The following is an 11843-nucleotide window of genomic DNA, read 5'->3' on the forward strand; positions in this document are numbered from 1 at the left end:
AAAAGCCCCACATGGGGTATTTTTTTTTATATGCTGTTTTTAGCGTAGATAATATTATTTATCTGTTACTTTTGTCGCACAATCAATTCTAATTATTACCATAAAAATACTTTATTTATGTGCGGCATAGTAGGTTATATAGGTTTCAGAGATGCCTATCCGATAGTGATCAAAGGGCTTCACAGGCTGGAGTACCGGGGTTATGACAGTGCCGGTATTGCCCTGTACAATGAAGGGCTGAAACTTTTTAAAAAAGCAGGAAAAGTTATTGATCTTGAAAATTTCGTAAAGGCTGAGGACCTTAGTGGTTCTGCAGGTATGGGCCATACCCGGTGGGCCACGCACGGCGCCCCCAGCGACAGAAATTCTCATCCGCATACTTCTGGTGATGGGAAGCTAACCATTATACATAACGGGATCATCGAGAACTATGCTACGCTAAAAGAAGCCCTGTCATCAAAAGGGCACGAATTTAAAAGCGATACAGATACAGAAGTGCTGATACATCTTATTGAAGAAATTAAAGATGTTACCGGCCTGGGCCTGCGCGAGGCAGTAAGGCTTGCCCTGAACCGCGTGGTTGGTGCTTATGCCATCGTTATTATGAGCACAGATGAGCCCGACGAACTCATAGCCGCCCGCAAAGGCAGCCCGATGGTTATAGGTGTAGGCAAAGGCGAATACTTTATTGCATCTGATGCTACGCCGATTGTGGAATATACCAAAAACGTTATTTATTTAAATGATAACGAGATTGCCTATGTGAGGCGGGATGACCTGCTGATTAAGCATATCGACAATACGATACAAACACCGTATATCCAGGAACTTGAGCTTAAGCTGGAAATGCTTGAAAAAGGCGGCTACGACCACTTTATGCTTAAGGAGATATACGAGCAGCCCCGCTCCATCCGCGATTGCCTGCGCGGCCGTATAGACCCGGCGCAGGGCCTGGTTACACTGGGCGGGATAAAAGAGTATATAGAGAAAGTGAAAAACGTTGACCGTATTATTATTGTTGCCTGCGGTACATCATGGCACGCCGGTTTGGTTGGCGAATATTTAATAGAAGAGTATGCCCGTGTACCTGTAGAGGTAGAGTATGCATCAGAGTTTAGGTATCGCAACCCAATTATATCATCAAAAGATCTGGTTATTGCCATTTCGCAATCCGGAGAAACTGCCGATACCATGGCTGCTATTGAATTAGCTAAAGAAAAGGGCGCTACGATATTTGGTATTTGTAATGTGGTGGGGGCATCCATCCCGCGGATTACCCATGCAGGTGTTTATACCCATGCAGGACCGGAGATCGGTGTAGCATCAACAAAAGCCTTTACAGCGCAGGTTACCATTTTAACGCTTATTGCATTTTACATAGCACAGCAACGGGGCACTATTACGCAAAGCAAGTTTATAGAATACCTTACCGAGCTGGACGAGATCCCTGCGTTGGTAGAGCAGACCTTAAAATGCAATGATGCAGTTAAAGTAATTGCCGAACGTTTTAAAGATTCTGCCAACTGTCTCTTCCTTGGCCGCGGCAGCTCGTTCCCGGTTGCATTAGAGGGTGCGCTTAAGCTTAAAGAGATCTCTTACATCCATGCAGAAGGTTACCCGGCGGCAGAAATGAAACACGGCCCAATTGCCTTAATTGATGCAGATATGCCGGTTGTGTTCATCGCTACCAAAAATTCATCGTATGAAAAGGTGATCAGCAATATACAGGAAGTTAAAGCCCGGGGCGGCCATGTTATAGCTATCGTATCCGAAGGGGATACGGATGTTAAAGAAATGGCCGATTATATTATTGAAATACCGTTAACCGGCGAAACCTTTGTGCCTTTACTGGCTACTATCCCTTTACAGCTATTGTCATACCATATTGCGGTTATGCGTGGTTGTAATGTAGATCAGCCGCGTAACCTGGCCAAATCAGTAACGGTAGAATAGAAGCCTTTCTAACCAATCAATAAATAGCGGGCCGATAGTATATCTATCGGCTTTTTTGTGTTTATAAAAAAAACTGGAACAATACTTGCCTTATTAAAGTCAACTAAAATTAATATTATGGCAGCTAAAGGAAAAAGAGGATCGTGCTGGGCCGGGTATAAAATGGCAGGCATGAAAAAGAAGAAAGGCAGGCAGGTGCCTAATTGTATAAAAACTAAAGCTAAAAAGAAGAAGTAAAAAAAAGCGGTCTGTCACAAACAGGCCGCTTTTTGAATAACTTAATTGTCGGGTATGGTTACCCTTGCATATGGCTCATGGTTTCTGCAAGATCTAACTGCAGGCCTTGGGCAATGGCCATTCCTAAGCCTATATCTGCCCTAAACCAGTGGCAAAGCTGCCTGTTGGTTATCTCATCCTTTTTAGGGCCATCAATACCGCTCATAGAATGCACAATATTTTTGATCAAATCTTTTTTAGCCTCGTCGCTCATCAGTTTATATAAATTACCCGGCTGCGTATAGTGGTCGTTATCGCCTTCGGCATTGCGGTCATACCAATCGGCAACTTGTGCGTTCACATCCCAGGCGGGCTCTCTGTAGTTTTGGTCGGCTATGATATTGTCAAAGCTGTTTGGGAAGTAGTTAGGATTTTTGCCGCCGTTGCCATCAATCCGCATCTGCCCGTCACGCTGGTAGTTATTCACCATAAAAGGGCAGCGGTTTACCGGTATTTGCTCATAATTAGCCCCCAGCCTGTAGCGGTGCGCATCCGGATATGATAGTATGCGGCCCTGCAGCATTTTATCTGGCGAATAGCCTATGCCATCTACAATATGCGCGGGTGCAAAGGCAGCCTGCTCTACATGTGCAAAATAGTTGTCAGGATTTTCGTTAAGTTCTAAAACGCCAACATCAATCAGCGGGTAATCGCCATGCGGCCAAACCTTGGTCAGGTCAAATGGGTTGATATGATAAGTTGCAGCTTCGGTTTCGGGCATTACCTGTATTTTCAGGTCCCATTTAGGGAAGTCGCCGTTATCAATATGTGTTAGCAGGTCGTGCTGTGCAAAATCAGGGTTTTTACCCCGCATGTCGGCTGCATCTTCATCGGTAAAGTTTTTAATGCCCTGTTGTGTTTTAAAGTGAAACTTTACGTAAAAGCGCTCATTATCTTTATTGATAAAAGAAAAAGTATGGCTGCCAAAACCATCCATATGGCGATAACCGTATGGTGTACCCCGGTCGCTCATCAGGATAGTTACCTGGTGAAGGCTTTCGGGGTTAAGCGACCAAAAATCCCACATCATGGTTGGGCTTTTACAATTAGTGTATGGGTCGCGTTTTTGGGTATGTATAAAATCACCAAACTTTTTGGGGTCTTTCACAAAAAATACCGGGGTGTTGTTACCAACCAGGTCCCAGTTGCCATCCTCCGTGTAAAACTTGAGGGCAAAGCCGCGCGGGTCGCGCTCGGTATCTGCCGATCCCTTTTCACCGCCCACGGTAGAGAAGCGCAAAAACGTGCGGGTTTGCTTACCTATTTCGCTAAAAATTTTTGCGCGGGTATATGGGGTAATATCGTGTGTAATGGTTAACGTGCCATAAGCGCCGGACCCTTTTGCATGTACTACCCGCTCGGGGATGCGCTCGCGGTTAAAGTGAGCCATCTTTTCGTGCAGTATAAAATCCTGCAGTAAAATAGGGCCGCGTGGGCCTATCGTTTGCGAATTCTCGTTCTCTGCATAAGGCTTGCCGGATGCCGTAGTAAGCTTGTTTTTTACAGGTTCCATAAATGGGGTTTATTATATTATCAAACTTCCACAAAAAAGTTCAATAGAAAAAATCAATAATTACTATCTTTAGATAGGATATATTGATAATGACTATAACTCAGCTTGAATATGTAATTGCAGTGGATACCTACCGCAGTTTTGTTGCCGCCGCCAATAAATGTTTTGTAACCCAGCCTACCCTTAGTATGCAAATACAAAAGCTGGAAGATACGCTTGGCGTAAAACTTTTTGACCGCACCCATCAACCAGTTATCCCTACAGAGATAGGCGAAGAGATAATTGCCCAGGCAAGGGTTTTACTGGCCGAAAGCGAAAAGATAAAAGAGATCATCAGCGACAGGCAAAAGGAGTTGTCGGGCGAATTGCGGGTGGGGATCATCCCAACGGTATCTCCTTATATATTGCCCAAGATATTGAATGGCTTTATCCAAAAGTATCCGCAGGTTAAACTGATTGTATGGGAGCAAACAACAGAGCAGATCATTCAGCAGTTAAAAATGGGCACACTGGATTGCGGTATCCTGTCTACCCCGCTGGCTGAAAGCAGCTTGACAGAGATCCCGGTTTTTTATGAAAACTTTGTGGCGTATGCTTCAAAAAACAGCAAGCTTTATAAAAAGAGGACCATTACACCCGAAGATATTGATATGGAAGAAATTTGGGTGTTGAATGAAGGGCACTGCATGCGCGAGCAGGTGCTTAATATTTGCCAGCGGCGCAAGGCAACCAAGGGTTTTCAGCATTTTGAGTATAATACGGGCAGTGTGGAAACCCTGAAACGGATGGTAGATATGAATAACGGCGCCACTATTTTGCCTGAACTGGCCCTCGCCGAAATGAGCGACCGCCAACGCGACCGTGTACGTTATTTTAAAAGCCCCGAACCGGCCCGGGAGGTAAGCATTGTGATACACAGGAATTTTTTAAAACGCCGTATGATCGAAGCCCTAAAAGTGGAAATTCTTGATTTTGTACCGAAAAGGCTGCGCACCAAAAAGAAGAAAGAGATAATGGCGATATAGGCTGATAAGCCCGTAGATGCGCAATACTTCGACTTTGACTTGGAAGACGCGAAATATCGCGCCTCTACATTTATTACGCTTTAATTCGTTACTTCCCGCAATGCCTCAATAATTTTTTGAGCTGTTTCTGCTAACTCATGTTGCGTTGGCGTAAGTTTGGGCCTTGCAAAGTTCATGTCGTCTACCCTGTTCAGGGGTATTAGGTGGATATGTGCATGGGGCACTTCCAGGCCAATTACGGCTATACCAACCTTTTTGCATGGAATAGCCTTTTTAATGCCTGTAGCTACAATTTTGGCAAACATCTGCAAGCCCATATATACCTCATCATCCAGATCAAAAATATAATCAACTTCGGTTTTAGGGATCACCAGCACGTGGCCTTCGGCTAACGGAGAAATATCCAGAAAAGCTAAAAACTCGTTGGTTTCTGCAACCTTGTGCGCGGGTATTTCGCCAGATATTATTTTTGAAAAGATGCTCATAATGGGTGAGTGGTTAATAATAAAAGTTGGTTAGGCGGGTGGTTACTCGCCCAACCAATAATTCTTTATCGGCTAATTTCTAATACCTCAAATTCTATTTTACCTGCTGGTACGGTTATCTCGGCAACCTCGCCAACAGATTTGCCTAACAGGCCCTTTGCAATAGGTGATGTTACCGATATTTTGCCGGCTTTCATATCTGCTTCGCTTTCTGATACCAGCTGGTAGCTCATGGTAGCGCCGCTTTTAACATTTTTTATCTTTACAATTGATAGTGCAAGCACTTTAGATACATCCAGTTTCGACTCATCTAACAGGCGTGCATTGGCAAGCGTTTCCTGCATCTGCGCTATTTTACCTTCGTGCAGTCCCTGCGCTTCTTTAGCCGCATCGTATTCGGCGTTTTCAGAAAGATCGCCCTTGTCGCGCGCCTCTGCTATTGCGGCGCTTATATTGGCCCTGCCTGTAGTTTTTAAGTATTGTAATTCTTCTTTTAATTTTTCTAAACCTTCTTTGGTATAGTATGATACCTCTGCCATAACACAATTATAATTAGTATTGATTATCAGTTTACGCCAAAAAAAACCGCCCCCCTACTTTCTGATAGAAGAGCGTGATGGCCTTAAAAACAAACAAGACTACGTGGGAGTGCCTGCATAGTCTTGTTTAGTGTAAAACGAAGATAATATAATTAAGTTTTAATATCCAAATTTTTGTTGTGCGATTTCACCGATCTTTTTTTGTAGAGGCGATATACTTCGTGCCTCTAAGATAAGCCAAGCTCGCCCAGTTTACGGGCCATTACTTCACTTATTTTGCGATAGCTTTCAAATGTCCAGCCGGCTACATGCGGGCTAAGTATAACTTTTCCGCTTTGGCGCAGCTCTTCAAACCATTCCTGCTCGGCTAATGAGGGGAATTTTTCTACCTCGAGCACATCCAGGCCGGCAGCTATAATTTTACCTTGTTTTATAGCATTTAGCACAGCCTGTGTTTTTACCACTTTGCCGCGGGCCGTGTTCAACAAAAATATGGGCTTTTTAAAGTGGAACAAATACTCATCATCTACCAATCCGCTGGTTTCTTTAGTAAGCGGGATGTGCAGGCTTAGTACATCGCTGGTGCGCACAATCTCTTCCATGCTAACCTCACGGGCATATTGGTTGCTAAAGCCGGTTTTATACTTGTCATAAGCAATAACCAGTACCCCAAAGCCCGATAGCCTTTTGGCAAAGCTGCTGCCCATGTGCCCGTAACCGATAATGCCAACGGTTTTGCCTTTTAATTCATGCCCCCTGTTCTCTTCGCGCAGCCATTTACCGTTACGTATCTCGGCATCGCCGCGGTTAATGTTGTTCATCAGGGAGAGTAGTAAACCCATGGCATGTTCTCCTACGGCATCCATATTGCCTTCTGGTGCGTTAATAAGTTTAATGCCTTTTGCCAAAGCATAATCCTCATCAATATTATCCATACCTGCGCCGGCGCGGCAAATAAAGCGCAGGTTTGCCCGGTCAATAAAAGCCTTATCTACCTGGAATTTTGAGCGGATAGCCAGCCCGTCATAATGATGGATGATGGCGCAGGCCTCTTCCAGCTTCATGCCGGGTTGATAATTGCAGGTAAAGCCAAGTGCTTCGGCCTGCTCCATAAAAGCCGGGTGCAGATCGTCGACTATCAGTATGTGGTTTTTCAATGGCGTAACAGATTAATGCTGTAAAACTACAAAAGCGTTAACTAAACGGCGAAGCCCTGTTTAAATAATCGTTCAATTATATACTTTATATTTAGTCCTCTTCTTTAAGGCCGGCAGCATAAGGCCACCTAATCTTGGCACGTAAATAGCAATGCCTATACTATAATAGAGATACAGCCATGATACTTCCATTTAAAAAGAAAAGAATTGATATTAAAAAGTTTGCCGATAGATTATCTACAGATGGCTTTAAACAGATTTTTGACCACATAGACCAGCTGAGTATTAAAAGAAGCGTAGACAGAATGGGGCTTGACAAATTTATTAACCAGTGCGCCTATGTAGCAGCAGGCTCTGGCGCAATTGCCGGGAGCGGTGGTATTATGACCATGCTGATAGGGATGCCCATAGATTTTGTTAATCTGATAACGCAACAATTTAGGGTTACCATGGCCATTATGTATTACACTAAAGGTAATTATAAAATAAGCTTTGATGAATTTATGAAACTGGTAGCCACATCTTTTAAGGTAGAAGCCGGTGTAGCTGTTACCAAAACTATGATGGAGGGAATAGCCGAAAAACTGTTGCTTGCTTTTGGCGTACGTGCAGCCGAAAGGTTGGTGCCGGTAGTGGGGGCTGTAATTGGTGGAACCACAAATTACATTTTTGTAAAGCGTATGGCGCAGCAAATAAAAGAGCTGAAAGGGGCAAATAAAACGGTCATCATCCCGATCAACTAATTGATTTTTGATAGTAATAATAGATAGTTATTTAATCTATAATAGATAAAAACTATAGTTTATAGATATTAACAATAAGTTTGGAAGGGTTTTTGTTGGTATATTTGTTGCATAAATTTTAATAAAACAATCAACATGTTAACGATAGGACAAAAATTCCCTGAATTCTCTAAAATTGCTGTAACAAGCCTTGAAAAAGGTAAAGAGTTTGAAACGATAACTTCTGAATACCTGGTTAATGATGATAACGTTTGGACCGTAATGTTCTGGTGGCCAAAAGATTTCACTTTTGTTTGCCCAACCGAAATTGCCGAGTTCAATAAAAATTTTGGCGAGTTTCGTGACCGTGACACCCGCCTGATCGGTGCATCTACCGATAGCGAATTTGTACACGCTGCCTGGAGAACACACCATGATGACCTGCGCGATCTTAAATTCCCGATGCTGGCCGATACTTCCAAATCATTAGCGGAAAACCTGGGTATTTTGGAGCCGAACGAAAAAATTGCTTACCGCGCTACCTTTATTGTTGATCCTACCGGCATCATCCGTTGGGTATCAGTAAACGACCTGAACGTAGGCCGTAATGTTAAAGAGGTTTTACGTGTGCTTGATGGTTTGCAAACCGACGAGCTTTGCCCTTGTAACTGGGAAAAAGGCCAGGAAACTTTAACAGCATAACTTTAAAAATCATCAAAAGCCTTGTACTTAATTGTGCAGGGCTTTTTTATTAATTTATATTGATCATGAGCGAAAGCACCGAAATAGTGCAGGAACTGCTGGAAGCAACAGGCCTGGACAAAACATACCGCACACTCGCCCTAACATTGTTAGAGGCCGGCGAATCGCGCTACCTGCGCGACCTTAAATTGAACTTTAACAGCACCCTAACCTCAGAGCATCTTAGTGCAAAAGAATGTGCCCTGCTGGGTTTAAGCACCGCTGTTAATAACCACAATGCACCGCTTACTGCCTATTACACCAACCTGGCCAAGCAAAATGATGCTACAAATGCTGATGTGGCAGAAGCTGCAGGCTGTGCCTCGTTACTGGCATCAAATAATATATTTTACCGGTTCAGGCATTTTACCCAGAAGGAAAAATACACACAGATCCCTGCACGCATCCGTATGCAGCTGATGATGAAACCGGTAAGCGGTAAAGAGTTTTTTGAATTGATGAGCCTTGCTATTTCGGCAGTTAACGGTTGCGAAATGTGCGTTAATGCACACGAGGATTCGTTAATAAAATTGGGTACCACCGAAGAGCGCATATTTGATGCGGTGAGAATAGCATCCCTGGTTACAGCTACCGGTAAAATAATTTTCTAATAAAAAGAAATTATTTTCACTCTATTAAAATAATATCGAATAAAATTTGGGTTTGTTAATTTAAAACCCTTAATTTTAAGGCTTAGATTATTACGAATTCCTGTTATCAGCCTAATTTTAGCTTAAAATTACCAGAGCCAGGAAGGAATACAAATTTAATTGTTGATTTTTTGGAGAAGCCATTCCGTTCGTAAGAACAGAATGGCTTTGTTTTTTAGTGGGCATCGGTAACAGCCTTTAGCTTTTTAAATGGCTGCAGGTATAATAACGGTATTGAAAATAGCATCACTAAACCAGAGATCCAGTAGGCATCGTCATAAGTCAGCAACATGGTTTGGCGGATAACCGTACCTTCAATAGCCGCATAGGCCATGTGGGTAGCATCTATTACAGATTTGCCCTGTGCCATAAAGCCATGTATGTATTGGTTAAGCCGATCGGTAAAGGCCGTATTATAAGGGTTTACATGTTCAATCAGGGTACTTCTGTGGAAACCCTGGCGAATGTGTATAATGGTTGTTAAAGCCGCGATACCAAACGATCCGCCCAATTGGCGCATCATATTGTTTAAGCCCGATCCCTGCCCAATTTCCGGCCCTTTAAGATCAGCCATGGCCAGGGTGGTTAAAGGCACAAATAATAAGGCCATACCTACACCGCGTATCAGCAAAGGCACTAATACGTCTTTTTCGCCGGTTGCCAGTGTAGAGTTACTCAGCATCCAGGTAAATACAAAAAACAAAAACATGCCCGCGGTAGCCATAAATTGTGCAGGCACACCTTTATTAAGCATTTTACCAATAAATGGCATCATTAAAATTGTACAAACCCCACCGGGGAACAGCAGTTCACCCGTTTGCTGTGCATTAAAGCCCAGCAAATTCTGGCAAAACACCGGGAACACAAACACCGAACCGTACAACCCAAACCCAAGAATAAAAGATGTAAACATACCTACCGAAAAACTACGGTGCCGCATAATGGCAAAGTTCACTATCGGGTGGTCTGTACTTAGCTCTCGCCATATAAACAGCAGGGTACCAATAACTGCAGTAACGGTTAATACAATAATATAAGTTTTAGCAAACCAGTCTTCAGATTCTCCTTTTTCCAGGATAGTTTGTAAGCTGCCTACAGCAATTGCCAGCAGGGCTATACCCCACCAGTCAATAGGTTTCTTTTCTTCCTTGGGTGTTTCTCTAATGAACGTATAGGTAAGAAATGCTGCTAAAGCGCCTACCGGGATGTTTACATAAAAGATCCATGGCCACGAGAAATTTTCGGTTATCCAGCCGCCAATGGTTGGGCCTACAGTTGGGCCTACTACCGCGCCTAAGCCAAATAAGGCTGTAGCGGTACCAATCTGTTCGCGGGGCCAGGTTTCCAGCAGTATAGTTTGCCCGGTAGATATTAAGCCGCCCCCCGCAATCCCCTGTATAATGCGAAATACAACCAATTCATCAAGCGAGTTTGCATTACCGCATAAAAAGGATGCAATGGTAAATACAATAATAGAGGTAAGGAAATAATTTTTACGACCGAAGCGCCCGCCCAGCCAGCCAGACATAGGCAGGATGATAACGTTTGCTACGGCATAGCCGGTAACTACCCAGGCAACATCCTCAAGGGTTGCGCCCAGGTTACCCTGTATATGCGGGATAGCTACGTTTACGATGGTGGTATCAATCAGCTCAAGCAATGATGCCATGATCACCGTAATTGTGATAATCCATTTTTTAAAGCCAGTTTCAGCCATTTTATTTAGTCTTTAGTAATTACCGAAACATCTACGCTCATACCGGGGCGCAGTTTCGCTATGTCTTCTTTGCTGCCGGTTAATTTTATCTTAACAGGCACACGTTGTACAACCTTTACAAAGTTACCGGTAGCATTATCCGGTGGCAATAAAGAGAATTTAGCGCCTGTAGCAGGCGAAAAATTATATACCGTGCCTTCAACCTTAAGATCCGGGTAAGCATCAACTTTAAGATCAACCTTCAGCCCGTTCTTAATTTTATCTAACTGGGTTTCTTTAAAGTTTGCCGTTACAAACAAGCTGTTGTCATTCACTACAGAAAACAATGTTTGCCCGGCCTGTACCAGCTGGCCTACCTGCACATTCTTTTTTGCAGCCAAACCGCTTGCCGGCGATTTAATGTTGGTGTAGGATAATTGCAATTTGGCATAATCAATATCAACCTGCCTTTGGCTTACACCGGTATTGGTAACCTTTAATTGGCTGCGGCTGGTAGCTACCTGCTCTAAAGCGGCCTTATACTTGTCGCGGGATGCGTTATAGTTTGCCTGCGCCACTTCCAGGTCGGCTTTGGCCTGGTCAAACTGCTGGCGGGTGATAGATCCATCCTGAACCAGGTTAGCGTAACGGTCGTAATCCTTGCGTACTTTATCTAAACGTGCTTTTGCAGATGTTACATCGGCCTTAGCACTTGATGAATTTGCCGCAGTAGTAGAGATCTGCGATTCGCCAACATTAATACCGGCGCTTGCACCAACCTGCGCCGCCTGGGCCTGCTCTAACTTAACCTGGTAATCGCGCGGGTCTATCTTAACCAGCAATTGTCCTTTGTTAACATGTGTGTTCTCTTCAAACATAATACTGTCAACATAGCCGCCAACCCGTGCCACCACGGGGCTTATATCGCCATCAATCTGCGCATCGTCGGTATCAACGTGTTTGCTGAAGTATATATATTCCTTTACACCAAATATGATCCCTGCTAAAAGAACCACTCCCAGGATAATAGGGAGTACCTTGTTTTTCTTTTTAGGTTCTGTTTCTTGTGTTTCCTTTGCCATCGCT

Annotated in this window: 11 protein-coding genes; 5 read left to right on the plus strand and 6 right to left on the minus strand. The window is 43.7% G+C overall.

The window, feature by feature from the left end; translation table 11 throughout:
* The first annotated feature begins 117 nt into the window (after positions 1 to 117).
* Positions 118 to 1953 carry a glutamine--fructose-6-phosphate transaminase (isomerizing) gene (glmS, locus tag E2R65_RS09295; protein ID WP_134336218.1) on the plus strand — a complete coding sequence of 612 codons (1836 nt, stop codon included), beginning with the start codon at positions 118 to 120 and terminating at the stop codon, positions 1951 to 1953.
* 295 nt (positions 1954 to 2248) lie between these two features.
* Here glmS and E2R65_RS09300 read toward each other — a convergent pair whose 3' ends face one another.
* The gene (locus E2R65_RS09300; RefSeq protein WP_134336219.1) at positions 2249 to 3742 is read right to left on the minus strand and encodes a catalase; all 1494 of its coding nucleotides are present in this window, start codon (positions 3740 to 3742) and stop codon (positions 2249 to 2251) included.
* An 89-nt stretch (positions 3743 to 3831) separates the two neighbouring features.
* Between E2R65_RS09300 and E2R65_RS09305 the strand changes: the two genes are divergently transcribed.
* Complete coding sequence (locus E2R65_RS09305) at positions 3832 to 4767, plus strand: hydrogen peroxide-inducible genes activator (protein ID WP_134336220.1); 936 nt, start codon at positions 3832 to 3834, stop codon at positions 4765 to 4767.
* 80 nt (positions 4768 to 4847) lie between these two features.
* Here E2R65_RS09305 and E2R65_RS09310 read toward each other — a convergent pair whose 3' ends face one another.
* The 3 genes from E2R65_RS09310 to E2R65_RS09320 form a co-directional block, all read right to left on the minus strand.
* Positions 4848 to 5255, minus strand: a complete 408-nt coding sequence (locus E2R65_RS09310; RefSeq protein ID WP_134336221.1) for an HIT family protein — start codon at positions 5253 to 5255, stop codon at positions 4848 to 4850.
* 62 nt (positions 5256 to 5317) lie between these two features.
* A complete protein-coding gene (greA, locus tag E2R65_RS09315; RefSeq protein WP_134336222.1) occupies positions 5318 to 5791 on the minus strand; it encodes a transcription elongation factor GreA in 474 nt (157 codons plus the stop codon).
* Between the two features lie 227 nt (positions 5792 to 6018).
* Positions 6019 to 6948 (minus strand): 2-hydroxyacid dehydrogenase, encoded by a 930-nt coding sequence (locus E2R65_RS09320; protein WP_134336223.1) that lies wholly within the window; start codon positions 6946 to 6948, stop codon positions 6019 to 6021.
* A 179-nt stretch (positions 6949 to 7127) separates the two neighbouring features.
* Between E2R65_RS09320 and E2R65_RS09325 the strand changes: the two genes are divergently transcribed.
* The 3 genes from E2R65_RS09325 to E2R65_RS09335 all read left to right on the plus strand — a co-directional run bounded on the left by E2R65_RS09325 (position 7128) and on the right by E2R65_RS09335 (position 9022).
* Positions 7128 to 7691 carry a hypothetical protein gene (locus tag E2R65_RS09325; protein WP_134336224.1) on the plus strand — a complete coding sequence of 188 codons (564 nt, stop codon included), beginning with the start codon at positions 7128 to 7130 and terminating at the stop codon, positions 7689 to 7691.
* Between the two features lie 135 nt (positions 7692 to 7826).
* Positions 7827 to 8372 carry a peroxiredoxin gene (locus E2R65_RS09330; protein WP_134336225.1) on the plus strand — a complete coding sequence of 182 codons (546 nt, stop codon included), beginning with the start codon at positions 7827 to 7829 and terminating at the stop codon, positions 8370 to 8372.
* 65 nt (positions 8373 to 8437) lie between these two features.
* Positions 8438 to 9022 (plus strand): carboxymuconolactone decarboxylase family protein, encoded by a 585-nt coding sequence (locus E2R65_RS09335; protein ID WP_134336226.1) that lies wholly within the window; start codon positions 8438 to 8440, stop codon positions 9020 to 9022.
* A 214-nt stretch (positions 9023 to 9236) separates the two neighbouring features.
* On the opposite strand, the gene E2R65_RS09340 is transcribed toward E2R65_RS09335, so the two are convergent.
* The gene (locus tag E2R65_RS09340; protein ID WP_134336227.1) at positions 9237 to 10778 is read right to left on the minus strand and encodes a DHA2 family efflux MFS transporter permease subunit; all 1542 of its coding nucleotides are present in this window, start codon (positions 10776 to 10778) and stop codon (positions 9237 to 9239) included.
* A 5-nt stretch (positions 10779 to 10783) separates the two neighbouring features.
* Complete coding sequence (locus tag E2R65_RS09345; RefSeq protein ID WP_134336228.1) at positions 10784 to 11839, minus strand: HlyD family secretion protein; 1056 nt, start codon at positions 11837 to 11839, stop codon at positions 10784 to 10786.
* Between the last annotated feature and the right edge of the window lie 4 nt (positions 11840 to 11843).

It is taken from the genome of Mucilaginibacter phyllosphaerae (assembly GCF_004378255.1).
Lineage (GTDB): Bacteria > Bacteroidota > Bacteroidia > Sphingobacteriales > Sphingobacteriaceae > Mucilaginibacter > Mucilaginibacter phyllosphaerae.

What these genes read in the sequence shown, in the direction of transcription:
- glmS (WP_134336218.1), top strand. Translation starts at nt 118, where the DNA reads ATGTGCGGCATAGTAGGTTATATAGGTTTCAGAGATGCCTATCCGATA.
- E2R65_RS09300 (WP_134336219.1), bottom strand. Translation starts at nt 3,742, where the DNA reads ATGGAACCTGTAAAAAACAAGCTTACTACGGCATCCGGCAAGCCTTAT.
- E2R65_RS09305 (WP_134336220.1), top strand. Translation starts at nt 3,832, where the DNA reads ATGACTATAACTCAGCTTGAATATGTAATTGCAGTGGATACCTACCGC.
- greA (WP_134336222.1), bottom strand. Translation starts at nt 5,791, where the DNA reads ATGGCAGAGGTATCATACTATACCAAAGAAGGTTTAGAAAAATTAAAA.
- E2R65_RS09325 (WP_134336224.1), top strand. Translation starts at nt 7,128, where the DNA reads ATGATACTTCCATTTAAAAAGAAAAGAATTGATATTAAAAAGTTTGCC.
- E2R65_RS09330 (WP_134336225.1), top strand. Translation starts at nt 7,827, where the DNA reads ATGTTAACGATAGGACAAAAATTCCCTGAATTCTCTAAAATTGCTGTA.
- E2R65_RS09335 (WP_134336226.1), top strand. Translation starts at nt 8,438, where the DNA reads ATGAGCGAAAGCACCGAAATAGTGCAGGAACTGCTGGAAGCAACAGGC.
- E2R65_RS09340 (WP_134336227.1), bottom strand. Translation starts at nt 10,778, where the DNA reads ATGGCTGAAACTGGCTTTAAAAAATGGATTATCACAATTACGGTGATC.
- E2R65_RS09345 (WP_134336228.1), bottom strand. Translation starts at nt 11,839, where the DNA reads ATGGCAAAGGAAACACAAGAAACAGAACCTAAAAAGAAAAACAAGGTA.